Below are 14,202 nucleotides of genomic sequence, written 5' to 3' on the forward strand. Positions count from 1 at the left end.
TCCGGCAAGGAGCCAGCATGCTGGTAATCGACCACTTTGCCTACGCGATGACGCTCGCCATCGCCGGTGGTGAGTTGACCGGGCTCGGCGAAAACGGGCGCGGACACGCCGCCCGGGTGGTGGCCCGAGAGCCCGCTTGCTGGTCTCATGAACGCCAGCATCGCTGCCGAACACCCTCGAGGCGAAAGGACCGCCATGCCCGCCGCGTCCCGTACGGTGACCATCGCCCGCCCCGTCGACGAAGTGTTCGCCTTCTTCGCCGACTCGACCAACAGCGCCCGCTGGCGCACCGGCGTCAAGACGATCACCGCCGAAGGCGCGCCCGCCGTGGGCACTATCTACCGTCAGACGGTCTCCGGTCCCGGCGGCCGGGGCATCCCCGCCGACGTCCAGATCACCGAGTACATCCCGAACGAGAAGGTCGTCCTCAACGGCATCGCGGGACCGCTGCGTCCCACGGTCACCTATGCCTTCGCGCCGGTGGCGGAGGGCACCGCGGTGACCTTCTCGCTCGCCGCGGAACTGTCGGGCCTCAAGAAGCTGCTCATGAACGGCCCGGTCCAGAAGACCATGGCCGCAGAGGTTTCCGGCCTGGATCGCGCGAAGGCTCTGCTCGAGTCCGGCACGGCCTGACCGCGTCGGGACCGTCCGGTCACGCCCGGCGCGCGGTCCGGAACTGGGCCCGTTGCGCCGCGGTGATCGCCACCCACCCGCGCCCGAATTTCGAGCGCGGCATCCTGGCCGCCTTCACCGCCGGGATCGCCGATCGCCCGGACACCACCTTCGGGAATGTGAAAGCTGATGTCCTGGAACACTTCTCGCCAGGATTCCGGTGCGGCGACTTCGTCGAGGTCATGCTCGGTTCGCCCTGGACGGCCTGACTTCGCCCCGGTGGTGACCCGCCGCCGAATAGCCACGGATCAGTGGTAGGTACACGGTGTCGACGATGTCCACCAGCACGTCGTCGGGCACCGCCGGCACGCCGCGCGTCACGAACTCGTTGCGCAGCAGGTCGATCGGCGTCGTGGCGACCCGGGCCACGCACGCCGCGGGCGGGGCTTCGCCGCGCTCGACCGCCCGCTCGAGGATGGTGAGCCACGGCCGGGTCGCCGCGTCCCCGGACTGTTCCCGCAATTGAGCGAGCAGTTCGGGCTCGTTCGCGAGCTGGGAGAGCAGGCTGCGCAGGATCTCGCCGAGCGGCGAGGACAGATGGGAGTTGGCGCGGCGCAACAGCTCCAGCACGTCCGCGCGCAGGTCGCCCGTGTCCGGCAGTTCGAGCGCGGCCGAGGTCAGTTGCCGATACGCCGCGACGCCGAGTGCGGCGCGGTTGGGCCAGCGCCGGTAGATGGCGTTCTTGTTGGTGCCCGCCCGGGCGGCGACGGCATCCATGGTCATCCCGGGGTACCCGGATTCGAGCAGTTCGTCCACGGCCGCGCGCAGGATCGCCTGTTCCAGTGCCGGGCCGCGGCGGCGGGTCGCGCGCTCTGTCGATTCGCTCATAACGGTACTGAGCGTACCTTGCGAGACCGGCTCGGGCAGGCTATGGTCGCAACTAGGGTACGAGTCGTACCGTAATTGGAGGAGGTAGCCGATGAGAGCGATCGGCGTTTGCTACGACACCGGCTTCGTGAACCTGGGCAGCAGCACCCACGAGCCGTTCGATATCGCACGGGTCCGCGAGGACATGCGAGTCATCCGCGCGGACCTGCACTGTGACGCGGTCCGCATCACGGGCGGGTACCCCGAACGCCTGAATCTGGCGGCCTCCGAGGCCGCGGCCGCCGGATTGGAAGTCTGGGTGTGCCCGTTCCTGAACGACGTCACCGAGGACGAAGTCCTCGCCGTCGTCGCCGACTGCGCCGAACACGCTGAACGCCTGCGTGCGAGCGGCGCGGAGATCGTGCTGGCGGTCGGGTCCGAGCTCGCCATGTTCGTGCTCGGATATCTGCCCGGCGAAACCCTGGCCGAGCGGGCCGCCGCCCTCCACACCCCGGCGGGTCAGGCCGCCCTCGCCGGAATCCCCGCTCGCGTCAACGATCTCCTGGCTCGCGCCGCCGCGATCGCCCGGGACCGCTTCCGCGGCAGGCTGACCTATTGCAGCCTGCCGTTCGAGCAGGTCGACTGGGCTCTCTTCGACATCCTCGCCACCGATGCCGGATACCGCGGCGCGGATCTGGCCCCCGGCTACCGGGACACCATGCGCGCCTATGTCGCTCAGGGGGAGCAGCTCGGAAAGCCGGTGGCCATCACCGAATTCGGCTGCCCGTCCTTCCGCGGCGCGCCCGATGCGGGCCCGCACGGCTTCGACATAATCGAGTGGGATCCGGACACCGCGAGGCCGCTACGCCTCGACGGCCCCTACGAGCGTGACGAGCTCGCCCAGGCCGACCACCTCACCGACCTGCTCGGCATCCTCGACACCGCGGGCGTGGACGCCGCCTTCTACTACTGCTTCGCCCGCTACGATCTGCCACACCGCGACGACCCCGCGCTCGACCTGGACTTGGCGAGCCCGGGACTGGTGAAAGTTCTTCAGCCCGAGGGCGGTTCGCTGACCTGGGCGCCCAAGGTGGCGTTCGGGGCCCTGGCCGAGCAGGCGGAATCGCGCTGAGTTCCGTGCCGCGGCTCGGCCGATCGCGATCGTCTGGCGGGCTCAGCCGACCCGGATCGCCGGCCGGTCAGGATGGTCCCAGGCGACCTGGATATCGGGTTCTTCGGCGTGCTCGCGCTGGAACTCGAGCAGCCCGTCCACGGTGAACAGGGTCGCGGCGTCCGTCCGGCGGCGTAGTGCTCCCTGTGACATACGCAGGCCGACAGTCAGGTCGAAGTCCAGCCCGCGCCCGAGCAGCATGGGTCCGGCGACGAACAGCACCGTGGTGTCGTCGGCGGTGCGGATGCGGGCCCGGGCGGAGCGATCGGCGCGTTCGTCCCAGAGTGCGGGCAGGTAGCGCCCGATGTCCCGAAGCGGTTCGAGGACTTCGCGATTCAGCGCCGCGTAGTCGAACCACCCGGTGCGGTAGGTGAATTCGCTGTCGCGATCGTATTCCAGGCGCACGGAGGCGGGCCGGACGAAATCGTGCAGCGACACCACCGCGGCGGGACGGCCCCGGGTGCGCAGGAGTTCGGCGACCCCGTTCGCGACGGTGAGCGGGTCCGCGGCATCGGCGCCGTCCACCGCGATCACCGCATACCCCGGCAGCGCCGTGGCTCGCTCGGCGATGAGTAAGCGCAGGGCGTCGGGGCTGATTGCGGTGAAATCGGGCACGAGACCATCTTGGCCGAGGTCTCGTGCCCGGTCACCTCGGATCAGCGGTACTCGGCCAGGCGTGGCCGGACACCGAGCAGCACCAGGACCGCGACGACCACGGCCGCGCCGTACGGCAGCCAGGTGCTCCAGCCCGACAGCTCGTTCTCGCCCTGGGCGATCGCGGTATCGAAGGCGTGCTGGTTGATCTCGATGGTCGACACCAGGGCCTTGTCGTAGGCGGCGAAGTGGTCGTTGGAAGCGCCGGTGTCGAGGGCTATGGCCGCCCGCAGGTCCGAGCCCGCCAGTCCGCGCAGCGCGTGATCGTCGTGCTGGTAGGCCTGGTAGGTGAGCAGGCTCTGCTCGGCGGCCTGGCGCTCGCCGGCGAAGGTGATATTGCGCAGTTCCTCGCCGAGGAAGGAGTCGGCGCTGACGGCCTGCGCGAGATCGCCGCTGTGTGCGCCGATCGCCTGGTCGAGCGCGCCCGGATAGTCGTCGACGCCGCGCGCCTGGACCCCGGCCAGCCGCTGCGCTTTCCCGAAGTAGCTCTGCTGATACGCCGCCGCGTGTGCGGGGTCGAGCAGGTACCGGCTCTCGTCGGCATTGGCGTCGTAGCTCAGCGCCCGCGCCTGCCGCAGCGCCAGCAGCGAGTCGAAGGCGTCCCGCTTGGCGACGGTGAGCTGGTGTGCCGCAGCGGTATTCGCGAGGTAGCCGCCGGTCAGCACCCCCAGCATCAGTACGGTGGTCGCGGCCAGCGCCGGGTTGACCCGCCGGTGCAGCATCACCCGCAGCACGACCTGCAATCCCGCCAGCACGCCGAGCAGCAGCAGGCCGAGCACGGCGATGCGCACGCGGGCCGCGACCGTGGTGTGCTCGCTGTCCTGGTACGCCTGGCTCAGTACACCGCTGTTGGTGTCGGCCAGCTTCTGGGCGCGCGACAGCAGATCCGGCACCATCCCCGTTGCCGTTCGGTACGCCTCCAGGGTGCGCGCCGAGGGCTGCCCGGCCGCCCCGCGATCGAGATCGCTGAGCTGGAAGGTGTCCGCGGCCAGCGCCTCGTATTGCCCGAACTTGTCGAGCAGCTCCCGGATCTGCCGGGACGCATCGTCATTGGTGGCGATGGTCATGGCCTGCTGCAGGTCGGCATCGGCCTGCACCCGGCGTTGCTCGTAGACGCTCAGTGCGTTCGTGCGCACGCTTCCCAGCGTCGAATCGTTTCCGGCGAGCAGCACATTCGCCAGCTGCGCGTCCATGTCCGCGAGCGCGAAGTACAGATCCTCCGTGGCGGTCACCGTCGGTGCCGTGTGGTTGCCGATGACGTCGATCCCGTGCCGGGTCGTTCGTGCGTCGGCGGCCATCACCAGCGCGGTCACCGCGGTGAGCACGACCGCGGCGATGGCCGGCAGCCGGATCCAGCCCGGGGTGTCCGACCGCCCGGGCAGCAATCCACGCAGCCGCGCGAGCGCGCCCGTGGCCGGATCGGCCTCGGCGCGCGGAGTCTGGGGACGGGTGAGCATCGTCGTCATGACGGGTTGTCCTGCTTCAGGGTGAGAGTGGTCCACGCGCCCAGGTGAATACGGTCACCGGAACGCACCGGCACCGCCTGCCCGCGCGGAATGGGATCGGCGGCCGCGTTCACGCGGGTGCCGTTGGTGGAGCCGAGATCGATGATGGCCCAGCCGTTCCCGGGCTGGGCGACGAACAGTACGTGTAGATGCGAGACGCCCGGATCATGCGGGGGCCCGGTGAGATCGATCTCGGGATCGATACCCTTGGACGCGCTGAAGCGGCCCACCCGCACCTGCGCGCCCCGCAGCGCGAAGACGCGTTCGGGGCAGTAGGCGGGGAATTCGACGTCGTCGTCCTCGCTGCGCATGGTGTCGAAGTACTCGCGGTCAGCGAAAACTGTTACAGTCCACGCTGTTCCGGACGGTTGAGGAGTCAGCAGCGGCGCGATCACCGTCGGTGCCGGTGCGACGACGGTCGGTGCGGGCCCGGCCGCCACGAAGTCGTAGCTGCATCCCTCGCAGAACCGCCCCGTCTGCGGCTCCCCGCATACCGGGCACGGCATCGCCGCGGGTTCCGGTGCGGGCGCGGGTTTCTCGCCCGCCTCCATGAGCAGCCCGCACACATCGCAGTAGTCGGTGGAGACCGAATCGTGTCCGGCCGGACAGGTCAGCATGTCGCCTCGCTCATCGTTTGTGCACGCGTGAAGTCTTGGTCGACCGTGTATCCAGGGTCATCTCGTCGGCCTTCGTCACCGCGGACTTCAAACGCACCGTCCCGGTGCGTGCGTCGAGCACATCGACAACGCCTTCGAGCAGCTTGGCGGTGTCCTCGTTGCCGGAGGCGGCCGCGATCTGCACCGCGCGCCCGAGCTTCGTGGTGGCGGTGTCGAAGTCGCCGTCGCGGCGCGCGGCCAGGCCCGCCTGGATGACGTCGGCGAGCTCGGCCTGCCCGGTGTAGTGGGCCACCTCCGGGCTGATCTTGCTGGACTGCACGACATCATCGGTCCAGACGGCCTTGACCAGACCCTGCCCGAGCACCTCGGCCTGATCGCCGCTGCCGCGCACCAGGCTGACCCGCCCCGCGAGCATGACGTCGCCCAGGCCACCGGGCGCGACCTCGATGCAGATGTGGTAGTCGCGGCTCTCCGCCCCGCCCCACGATCCGGTCGGGTATTCGCCGGTCTGCGCGCCGTTCTCGGTGCGCCGCCCGGTCAGATCGAGCAGCTCCGGCGCGACCTGCTTGACGAATTTCACGGCGGCCCCGCGCGGCGTCCACAGCCGCAGCGCGACATCGGCGACGGACTTGCCCATCGCGGCCGTGGTCATGGCCTGGAAGTCGGCCGCCAGATCCTTGGGGTCGGCGACGATATCGCAGGTGCCGAGCAGCGCGCTCGAGACCTTGCGCAGCTCGGCGATCTCCCAGTCGGTGCCCACGCCCCGGCAGTCGCACACGTAAACCCCGGTACTGGCCGTGATTTCGGCGTCCAGCTGCTGAGGTGTCTCGTGCTCGTCGCGGCCGTCGGTGAGCAGGATTGCGTGCCGTAGCCCGTCCCGGTTCCCGAACAGCTGCCGCGCCAGCCGCAGCCAGGTGCCGATTGCGGTGCCGCCGCCCGCCCGCAATTGCTGCACGGCCGCAACGGCATTGGCCTTGTTTGCGGGGGTGGCCGTGATCAGCGACGGCGTCACCGGGTACACCATCCGCGCCACGTCGGTGCCCGCCACCACCGCGAAGTCCACGCCATCGCGCACCGCGGAAATCGCTGCGGCGGTGGCGTTCTTGGCGGCGGCCAGCTTGCCGTAGCTGTGATCCATGCTGCCCGAGCAGTCGACGATGATCACCTCGGCCGCCCTGTTGCCGGCCGGCATCCCGCCGCCGCCCGTGGCGGTCACGGTGACCACCGCATTGACGCGGGTGGCTCCGGCGGGCAGGTATTCGTTCTGGAAGGTTTCGATCTGGAAACCCAAGGGCTGGTTCATGGTCGGAGATTCCTCGAGGTAGCGGGAAACGGAGCGACGGCGACGGTGATGTTGTCCCCGCCGCCCGCGGCCAGCGCCAGATCGGCCAGGTGATGCGCCGCAGCGCGCGGATCGGTCCGGGCCGCGGGCAGAGCGAGCTCGGCGAGCCGGTCGGCGTCGGGGTAGTAGTTCCACAGCCCGTCGCTGCACAGCAGCACCGCACCCGGCCCGTCCGGCACGAAGGTGCGCAGGTGGGGTTCGATGGCGTCGGCGTCGGCGCCCAGCCAGGCGGTGAGGGTGTGGGCATCGGGCATGGACATGGCGGTCGACTCGTCCACGCCGAGTTCGACGAGCCCGGCCGCGACCGAATCGTCGGTGCTCAACCGCCGCGGCGGGGTCGCGGCCGGGTCGGTGGTCAGCCAGTAGGCGCGGCTGTCGCCTATCGATCCGACGGTGACCGCGCTCGCGGTGATCACCGCGGAGACGATGGTGCACGACGGTGTGCGATCGCCGCTGTCGCCCAACGCCGCCACGGCATCCGCCGCCGCGCCGATGGCCAGGATGGTCGCCGCCTCCGATCCGGTGCCCGCGGTCAGCTCGTCCGCGAGCCGATCGGCCGCGGTGGCGGCGGCGCGCTGGGCGGCGTCGTCGGCGTGGTCGGAGCTGGACACTCCGTCGCACACCACCAGGATTCGGGTTCCCGTCCCGGGGAGCACTCGCAGCGCCATGGCGTCCTCGTTGTGCGCGTGGCGTTTTCCGCGATCGGTGACCGCGGCGACCGCATCCATGTTGAGCTCGTGCCGGTCCGACACCGCCGGTTGCATGCCGCACACCCGGCAGAAACCGTCCGCGTCGAGTGTTCCGGTCGGACATGAAGAACAGGGCACCGCGGGTGGTTCGGCGGGCACCAGCGCGGCGCCGCAGTCCTCACAGAAGCGGTCGCCGTCGGCGAACTGCGCGCCGCACATCGGGCACACGCCGGTTCCCTCTGTCGTGGCCGTCATCATCATGCCCCTCACACCCAGCTCACCGGCCGAACAGCATTGGCGCGGTTCACCAGATCGCGACGCGCCAGTCTGTTCGGGGCCAGCCGCGCCAGCTCTCGAAACTGGGATTCGAGCGCGGTGCGCAGGTCCCGATCGGCGAACCGGCAGCCCAGCACCAGCGCCCCCGGTTCGATCGGCTGTGCGGCCGCCAGCGTCCGCGCGGCATCGAGGACGGCAATGCTCTTCCACGCCTTGTGTTCCGGATTCAGCGCCAGCCCGGTGAGCCGGTTGCCCGCGGCCACCAGATAGCCGTGCCGGCTCGTCCCGCCCACGAGCTGCGCGCCGAGGGCGGCGAGCTGGGCGGCGGTGTGATGGCTGGAGCTGACGGGCACCGATTCCGCGGCCGCGATGGCCCCGTCGATATCCCGCTCCTGCAGTCGTGTGCGCGCCAAACCGAATGCGGCACTGGGGTATCCGTTGTCGGTGCGCCACACCTGCAGATAGAGCCGCGACGCCCCGTCGTGGTCGCCGGTGCATTCCCGGGCAACCGCGAGTGCGAGCTTGGCGGCGGCCTCACCGGGCAGCATGCCGTAGACGGTGTCGAAATGTTCTTGCGCGTCGGCGAAATCGCGGCGGGTCAGCGCGGCCACCCCGCGGTACCAGGTGATGCGCCAGTCGGCGTCCTCGGACTCCTCCAGCGCGGCCAGCTCGGTGAGCGCGGTATCGGTGTCACCGCTTTCGATTCGGGCGCGGGCCAGCGCCAGCGTCACCTCCGGCGAGGACACCGGCGCGGTCTCCAGCGCGGTCACCAGCTGCCGGGGATCGCCGATGGAGGTGGTGGCGAGGAACCCCGCCGCGGCATCGGTCGGGTCGACCACGGGAACCGGCAGCGCCGCCGCGATGGCCTGCGGGTCCGGGGTCGCGGGCCACTGCTCCGGGTCGGCCCCGAAAGTCGTGCGCTCGCCACTGAATACGGTCGACAGCGCCGGGCGCGGCTGCCCGTCGGTGGTGGCCACCACCTCACGCAGCACCCCGGTCACCTGCTCGGCCATCTCCGAAGCGGACCCGAATCGCTCATTCGGATCGGCGGCGGTCGCGCGTTCCAGCAGCCGCCGGAACGACGGGAACTGCGCCAGCAGTGGCACCTCCGCGGCAGGCGGCAGGGCGTACTTGTAGGCACCGCGGTAGTCGAAGTTGAAGGTCAGTACCGCCAGTGTGCGCGCCACCGTGAACAGGTCCGATTCCACCGAGGCGCCTTCGGTTTCCAGCTCCGGCGCGCAGTAGCCGTCGGTCTTGAACCCGGCGCTCTCCTCGTCGTCCATATGGCGGACCGCTCCCAGGTCGATGAGCTTGAGCTGCTCCTCGGTCTGGATCATATTGTCGGGCTTGAAATCGCAGTACAGCAGGCTCATGCCGTGCAGATAGCCGAGGGCGGGCAGGATCTCCAGAATGTAGGCCAGCCCCTGGGCCAGCGGCAGCGGCTGCATCCGGCCGGACGAATCGCGCTGGGAGCGCAGCTCTTTCAGTGACGCGCCGCCCACGTACTCCATGACGATGTAGCCGACCGGCTCATGCGTGCGCGGGTCGGGGTGCTTCACGAAGTTGAAGATCTTGACGATATTGGGATGTTCCACCGACGCCAGGAACTGCCGCTCGGCCACCGCAGCGGCCATGGCGTCGGCATCGCCGGTGTCCAGCAGACCCTTCAGCACCACCCAGCGGTCGCTGACATTGCGGTCGCGGGCCAGGTATATCCAGCCCAGGCCGCCGTGGGCCAGGCAGCCCAGCACCTCGTACTGCCCGGCCACCAGATCATCGGCGATCAGCTTGGGGGTGAAGGAGTAGGCGGTGCCGCAATTGCGGCAGAAGCCCTCGGTGCGGCCGGGTACGCCGTCGCGGCCGCGGCCCACCCGCTGCTCGCAGCTGCTGCAGAAGCGTTCGTTCTCCGGCACCTGCGGGTCGGCCATGACCGCCGTGGACGGATCCCGGTACGGCACTTGGGGAATCGACACCAGGCCCGCGCCGAGGCGGCCGCGGCTGGAGCGTGCGGTCCGGGTGGACCGGGAGGACGAGCGGCTGGTGCCGCGCCGGCTCTGGCGGCCGGAGCGAGTCGAGCCTGTCCAGGTAGGAGCGTACGTCGCGGATACGGACTGTCCGTTGGGTCCCGATGCGGCGGTAAACGCCGCGGTGCCCGGTAGCACCTGCGCCTCGGCCACGGGCGCGAGCCCGCACTCGTCGCAGAAACCGTCCAGAATGGTGCCGCCGCAACCCGGCCGCAGGCAGTTGGTCATCGTCATACCGTCTTCTCGGTGATCGCCTGCTGATACTCGGCCACCGCGCGGGTGGCGGCGGCGAGATCGCAGGGGGCGGAATGCAAGAGCTCGTAAGCGTGGCGGTAGCGGGCGTCCACGACCGGATCCTCGCTCAGCCGCAGCCGCGCGACCTTGGCGCGATAGGCGTCGACCCGGCCGCGCAGTTCGTCGCGGCGGTCCAGCAATGCCACGGCATTGTCGCGCGCGGTGTCGGCGCCGGCGTGGGCGCTGTCGATGTCCCGTGAAAGCGCCGCCACCTCGTCATCGACACGGGTCCAGTGGCGGTCGCCGTCACCGGCACGTAGTCGCGCGAGCCGATCCCGCAGCGGGGCAAGGGGTTCGATGGCGACGGGTGTGAAACCGAGGATCTTGACCGCGGTGGTCGCCGCGGCCGCGGCCGCCGCTTGCTCGGCCACCTCGGCCGCGTCGACGGCCGCGGCCAACCGCTCCAGCCGTTCGTCGACGCTGTCGCGGCGGGCCCCCAGCTGCTCGAGCTGGGCCCGCACCTCGTCGAGTTCGTCCGCGAGCGCCGCCTCACCGTCAGCGTTGGGGCTTCGCTCGGCCAGGCTCAGCGGGTCCGACATGGCCAGTGCGCGTTCGGTGTTCAGCCGCGCCTCGACGCCGTCGAGACGCGCCGGCAGTGGATGGCCGATGACGGCCAGGTCCAACTCCGCGGCCAGCCGCCGCAGCTCCAGCAACCGTGCCCCGGCCCGATCCACGCCCGGCAGGAATGCCGAGGACACCGCGTCGGCGGTGGCCGCGATCCGGGCCACTTCGCGATAGGCTGCGGTCATCTCGGCCACCAGCTGCACCAGCGTCATCGAGCGGCGCACAGCGGCGGGGCCCAGCAGATCCCGTTCACCCATCGGAATCGGCTGCGGCGCAAGTACAACCGACGGACCGCACAGCAGATCGGTCAACGCGGTCAGCTCCGCGTGCCCCGGGCGTGTCCGCCGCGCCCGCACCTCGTGCGCCTGTGCCACCACGCCCTCGAACAGGCGGAACTGCGCCCACAACCAATCCAGCCGAGCCCGCGCCGCAGTCCACCGGGCGGCGCTCACACCCACCAGCGGTACGCCGTCGAGAAACCGCACACCCGGATGATCCTCCAGCTCCGCGAGATTCGCGGAGATCTCGCGGTGATCGGCGTCGAGCCGGGCCAAGGTCTGATCGACCTCGGCGATTGCCAACACTGGCACCCCCCTGTAGAAGCAATGTCTATCGACGGGCGCAAGCCCGTCAGCACATGCTGCCACCGCTGGGCGTAAGCAAACCGTAAGGATTTTCCGGGTTCCGGAGCGCGGTCGCGGCACCTCCGGGCGAGGATGGACCTTCGGCCTACTTCCGGGCGCCGGTGGGGGCGGTGATCTCGGCGATCGCCTCCGCATACCAGCGGAACAGCCGAATCGGCGGCAGGGGAGCGGCATTCAGCTCCGCCCAGCACTCCGCGACCGCGGCACGCGCGGTCACCCCGATCCACGGCCGGGGGAGCAGCTCCGGCGGCAGCAGCGGATCGGACACGACCGCACGATCGAACTCGCTCGCCAAAGTGATTGCGAGCGAAAGCTGTCGGGTCGGATCCGCGGTGCGCAGCGCCGGCAGGGTGCGCTCGGCGGCGGCGAGCAGCCGCTCGTACCCGGCGGCCAGCCTGTCCAGCGGCCACAATCGCGCCGTGAGCTCCGGACCCCCGGTGATCCCCCCGACCGACAGCTCACCGGTCGACAGCGTGGTGAGCTGCCCATCGATGTCGAGTTTCCGTGCCAGGGAACGGATTCGGTCCTCCCAGGCGTGCGGCGACACGTACAGCCCGCCCTGGATCGGCGCGCCCCCGTGGTACACGATGGCCTCACGCATGGCGTCACGCGCCTGCCGATTGGTCTCCGGCACCGCGAAGGCCACCAGATGCCAGACGCCGTCCCACGGCACCTCCCCGCGATCCTGGGCATAGGCGAAGCGCAAGTCCTCCAGATCGGGTTCGATGGTCCCGAGGGTGTCCTCGGTGGCGCGCAGCACCGCCTTGCGCCCGCGTCCCTCGTGCGTGAATCGCCCGTCGGCCACCAGCCTTTTGATGCACAGCCGCACCTGCTGATCGCTCATGCCGAGCACGGCCGCGACATCGTAGAGCTCGCCGGCGTCGATCGTGGCGTCCTCCCGGATCATGCTCTCCACGAGCGTCCGGGTCGGAATCTCGGTGGCCGGAATCAGATCGTCCACGGCGTGCTCCTCACTCCACGATGCACGGTGCTACCCGACCGGTTCCCGCTCGATGACGACCGGTGAGCCGCCGCCGAATTCGCGGCCCAGATCCGCGAAGAACCGCGGCGCGTCGATGACCGCCTCCGGCGGATGCACCCCCGGCCGGCGGGCGCAGCCGTCGATGACCTGGGACATGCCCAGCGCCAAGGAAATCCCGGTCGCCCGCGCCATATCGCCGAACAGCTTATCGATGCCACCCGCCACCGACGGGTCCAGGTGCGCCAGCACCCGATATTCGCGCCCCGCCCGCCGACCCGACAGGGCGGCGAAGAACGGCGGCAGATTCCCCGGCCCGCGGGTCCGCAGGGCCGTAGGCACCGAGCGGGCGATCCGCGCCAGCGTCGGCCGCGCCAGCTCGCGCGCGGCCGCCTCGTTGGTGAGCCGGCCTGCGTCGATATCGCGGCGCAGCATCTCCAGATAGGCCAGCGTCGACGGCGTCACCACCATCAGATTGGCCGCGTCGCCGACGGGTTTCAGGCTGCGTTGCAAGGTGATCGGCTCGGGGTGGCCGATGGTGTAGGCGGTGCCGTGCCGCCCGCCCGGCAGGGTGAGCTCGACCGGGCGCAGGGGGCGCTGCGCGACCACCCGGCCCGCCGTCACCGCCGAGATGCTGCCGCTGCTCTGCTGCATCCAGTGGACGGCCGCCGCTGTCGGCTGCCCGTCGGCGAGCAGCGACTCCTCGCCGCCGCCCGCGCCCGGAACATCCACCGGCCACGCGGTATACGCGTCGAGCACAGTGTCGAGCTCGGCCGCCGCCAGCGCCGCGAGCAGATTGCTGATCCCGGGACTGGCACCCATTCCCACGATCGCACACACCCCGGCCGCCCGCGCCCGGTCATCGAGCCCGAGCATGTCGACCGTCGGCTCCCAGTCGTCGCAGATATCGAGATAGTGCGTGCCGGTGTCGATGGCGGCGCCCAGCACGGTGCGGCCGAATAGGTAGTAGGGGCCGACGGTATTGAGCACCAGATCGACCTGCACGAGCGCGTCGCGTAGCGCGGGGGCGTCGGTGACATCGAGCGGGCGCGCGGACACCGGTACCCGGGAGTCGGCGAAGCGCCGGGCCACCGCCGCGGCGGCCCGCCCGTCACGATCGGCGATCACGATCCGCTCGACGCCCAGCAGCCGGGCGGCGGTGTCGACGGCGGCGGCGCCCATCGCGCCCGCCGCGCCCAGGGCGAGGACCTTCATGGCGTACTCCTGTGCAGTATCAGTGGTTCGGTGGACGGGCGGCGTACTCGCGCAACGCGTCGAGATAGCCCGGGGCATAGAGGGATCGGGGCGCGAACAGCGCGACCAGGAAGGAAAGCAGACCGTCGGGCTTGTCGAGGTCGAACTTCACGATGTTGTGCGAGGCGTCCGGGAAGGAACGGACGGTGAGCAGGCTCGCTGGCATCGATTCCCGGTACACGCGCGTCGTTTCGGCGACATCGACATGGAGATCGTGCTCGCCGAGTGGCAGCAGCGTCGGAACACGAAGTTGCGCAAGTATTTCGGTGACATCGGATTGGAAGTTCTTGCCCACGAACCGCCAGCGGTCCGCCGCCATGGGCGGGGAATCGGCGGTGGCCGCGAGGTAACGGTCATAGCTCGCGCCCTCCCGCAGCAGTGACAGATCGTTCTCGCGCCGTCGACTCCCGGCTTGTCCCATGCCAGCGACGCGTACCCGGCCTGCGCGAAGGTCTCCCAGATCGGCCGGTAGAACTCGTCGCGGTCCGCGGTGGCCGCGCCGTCGCCGTGCACGAAAACCACCAGTCCGAACGGTCCGTCCCCGTGTTTCGGCAACGCCAGCGTGCCCTGCAGCGGCTGAGCGCCACCGGTGATGGCGACCCGTTCCGCGCGAATGCCGAAGTCGTGCTGGACGATCACCCATCCGCTCGCCGACAGCGCCAGTGCGGCAACACAACTCACGGCGATGAGGATCCCGCGCTTCCAGCTCA

12 protein-coding genes and 2 pseudogenes are annotated in these 14,202 nt (G+C 70.3%); 3 read left to right on the top strand and 11 right to left on the bottom strand.

Annotation, left to right across the window (positions count from 1 at the left end):
* Positions 1-195: 195 nt before the first annotated feature.
* Both ABZ909_RS33860 and ABZ909_RS33865 read left to right on the top strand, forming a co-directional pair.
* Positions 196-633, top strand: a complete 438-nt coding sequence (locus ABZ909_RS33860; protein ID WP_357007990.1) for an SRPBCC family protein — start codon at positions 196-198, stop codon at positions 631-633.
* Between the two features lie 56 nt (positions 634-689).
* A pseudogene (locus tag ABZ909_RS33865) lies at positions 690-881 on the top strand (diguanylate cyclase); the annotation flags it as partial.
* Here ABZ909_RS33865 and ABZ909_RS33870 read toward each other — a convergent pair.
* Positions 853-1,500: a TetR/AcrR family transcriptional regulator gene (locus ABZ909_RS33870; RefSeq protein WP_357007993.1), complete on the bottom strand. Its 648-nt coding sequence runs from the start codon at positions 1,498-1,500 to the stop codon at positions 853-855. The pseudogene ABZ909_RS33865 and the gene ABZ909_RS33870 sit on opposite strands and share 29 nt — an antisense overlap.
* Before the next feature lie 91 nt (positions 1,501-1,591).
* Between ABZ909_RS33870 and ABZ909_RS33875 the strand changes: the two genes are divergently transcribed.
* On the top strand, positions 1,592-2,611 hold the full coding sequence (locus ABZ909_RS33875) for a hypothetical protein (protein ID WP_357007995.1): 1,020 nt from the start codon (positions 1,592-1,594) through the stop codon (positions 2,609-2,611).
* 42 nt (positions 2,612-2,653) lie between these two features.
* Here the strand turns inward: ABZ909_RS33875 and ABZ909_RS33880 are convergent, their stop codons facing one another.
* The 10 genes and pseudogenes from ABZ909_RS33880 to ABZ909_RS33925 all read right to left on the bottom strand — a co-directional run bounded on the left by ABZ909_RS33880 (position 2,654) and on the right by ABZ909_RS33925 (position 14,185).
* Positions 2,654-3,265 carry a hypothetical protein gene (locus ABZ909_RS33880; RefSeq protein WP_357007998.1) on the bottom strand — a complete coding sequence of 204 codons (612 nt, stop codon included), beginning with the start codon at positions 3,263-3,265 and terminating at the stop codon, positions 2,654-2,656.
* A 41-nt stretch (positions 3,266-3,306) separates the two neighbouring features.
* A complete protein-coding gene (locus ABZ909_RS33885) occupies positions 3,307-4,770 on the bottom strand; it encodes a hypothetical protein (protein ID WP_357008001.1) in 1,464 nt (487 codons plus the stop codon).
* On the bottom strand, positions 4,767-5,426 hold the full coding sequence (locus ABZ909_RS33890; protein WP_357008004.1) for an FHA domain-containing protein: 660 nt from the start codon (positions 5,424-5,426) through the stop codon (positions 4,767-4,769). Before ABZ909_RS33890 ends, ABZ909_RS33885 begins: the two co-directional genes overlap by 4 nt.
* Positions 5,427-5,436: 10 nt before the next feature.
* Entirely contained in the window at positions 5,437-6,729 is a 1,293-nt protein-coding gene (locus tag ABZ909_RS33895; RefSeq protein WP_357008006.1) for a VWA domain-containing protein, read from the bottom strand.
* Positions 6,726-7,712 (bottom strand): protein phosphatase 2C domain-containing protein, encoded by a 987-nt coding sequence (locus ABZ909_RS33900; RefSeq protein ID WP_357008009.1) that lies wholly within the window; start codon positions 7,710-7,712, stop codon positions 6,726-6,728. The genes ABZ909_RS33895 and ABZ909_RS33900 overlap by 4 nt, the downstream gene beginning before the upstream one ends.
* 11 nt (positions 7,713-7,723) lie before the next feature.
* The gene (locus tag ABZ909_RS33905; RefSeq protein WP_357008011.1) at positions 7,724-9,991 is read right to left on the bottom strand and encodes a tetratricopeptide repeat protein; all 2,268 of its coding nucleotides are present in this window, start codon (positions 9,989-9,991) and stop codon (positions 7,724-7,726) included.
* Complete coding sequence (locus ABZ909_RS33910) at positions 9,988-11,196, bottom strand: hypothetical protein (RefSeq protein ID WP_357008013.1); 1,209 nt, start codon at positions 11,194-11,196, stop codon at positions 9,988-9,990. Before ABZ909_RS33910 ends, ABZ909_RS33905 begins: the two co-directional genes overlap by 4 nt.
* A 148-nt stretch (positions 11,197-11,344) precedes the next feature.
* Positions 11,345-12,166, bottom strand: a complete 822-nt coding sequence (locus ABZ909_RS33915; RefSeq protein ID WP_357008236.1) for a PaaX family transcriptional regulator C-terminal domain-containing protein — start codon at positions 12,164-12,166, stop codon at positions 11,345-11,347.
* 84 nt (positions 12,167-12,250) lie between these two features.
* Positions 12,251-13,453 (bottom strand): saccharopine dehydrogenase NADP-binding domain-containing protein, encoded by a 1,203-nt coding sequence (locus ABZ909_RS33920; RefSeq protein WP_357008015.1) that lies wholly within the window; start codon positions 13,451-13,453, stop codon positions 12,251-12,253.
* A 19-nt stretch (positions 13,454-13,472) separates the two neighbouring features.
* Positions 13,473-14,185: pseudogene (locus tag ABZ909_RS33925) on the bottom strand (alpha/beta hydrolase).
* Between the last annotated feature and the right edge of the window lie 17 nt (positions 14,186-14,202).

The organism is Nocardia sp. NPDC046763 (assembly GCF_040645495.1).
In the GTDB taxonomy this organism is placed as follows: Bacteria; Actinomycetota; Actinomycetes; order Mycobacteriales; family Mycobacteriaceae; genus Nocardia.

Bases quoted from the DNA above. Each gene is read 5' to 3' on its own strand.
- ABZ909_RS33870 (WP_357007993.1), bottom strand. From the start codon at position 1,500: ATGAGCGAATCGACAGAGCGCGCGACCCGCCGCCGCGGCCCGGCACTG.
- ABZ909_RS33915 (WP_357008236.1), bottom strand. From the start codon at position 12,166: ATGATCCGGGAGGACGCCACGATCGACGCCGGCGAGCTCTACGATGTC.
- ABZ909_RS33860 (WP_357007990.1), top strand. From the start codon at position 196: ATGCCCGCCGCGTCCCGTACGGTGACCATCGCCCGCCCCGTCGACGAA.
- ABZ909_RS33905 (WP_357008011.1), bottom strand. From the start codon at position 9,991: ATGACGATGACCAACTGCCTGCGGCCGGGTTGCGGCGGCACCATTCTG.
- ABZ909_RS33875 (WP_357007995.1), top strand. From the start codon at position 1,592: ATGAGAGCGATCGGCGTTTGCTACGACACCGGCTTCGTGAACCTGGGC.
- ABZ909_RS33890 (WP_357008004.1), bottom strand. From the start codon at position 5,426: ATGCTGACCTGTCCGGCCGGACACGATTCGGTCTCCACCGACTACTGC.
- ABZ909_RS33885 (WP_357008001.1), bottom strand. From the start codon at position 4,770: ATGACGACGATGCTCACCCGTCCCCAGACTCCGCGCGCCGAGGCCGAT.
- ABZ909_RS33900 (WP_357008009.1), bottom strand. From the start codon at position 7,712: ATGACGGCCACGACAGAGGGAACCGGCGTGTGCCCGATGTGCGGCGCG.
- ABZ909_RS33920 (WP_357008015.1), bottom strand. From the start codon at position 13,453: ATGAAGGTCCTCGCCCTGGGCGCGGCGGGCGCGATGGGCGCCGCCGCC.
- ABZ909_RS33895 (WP_357008006.1), bottom strand. From the start codon at position 6,729: ATGAACCAGCCCTTGGGTTTCCAGATCGAAACCTTCCAGAACGAATAC.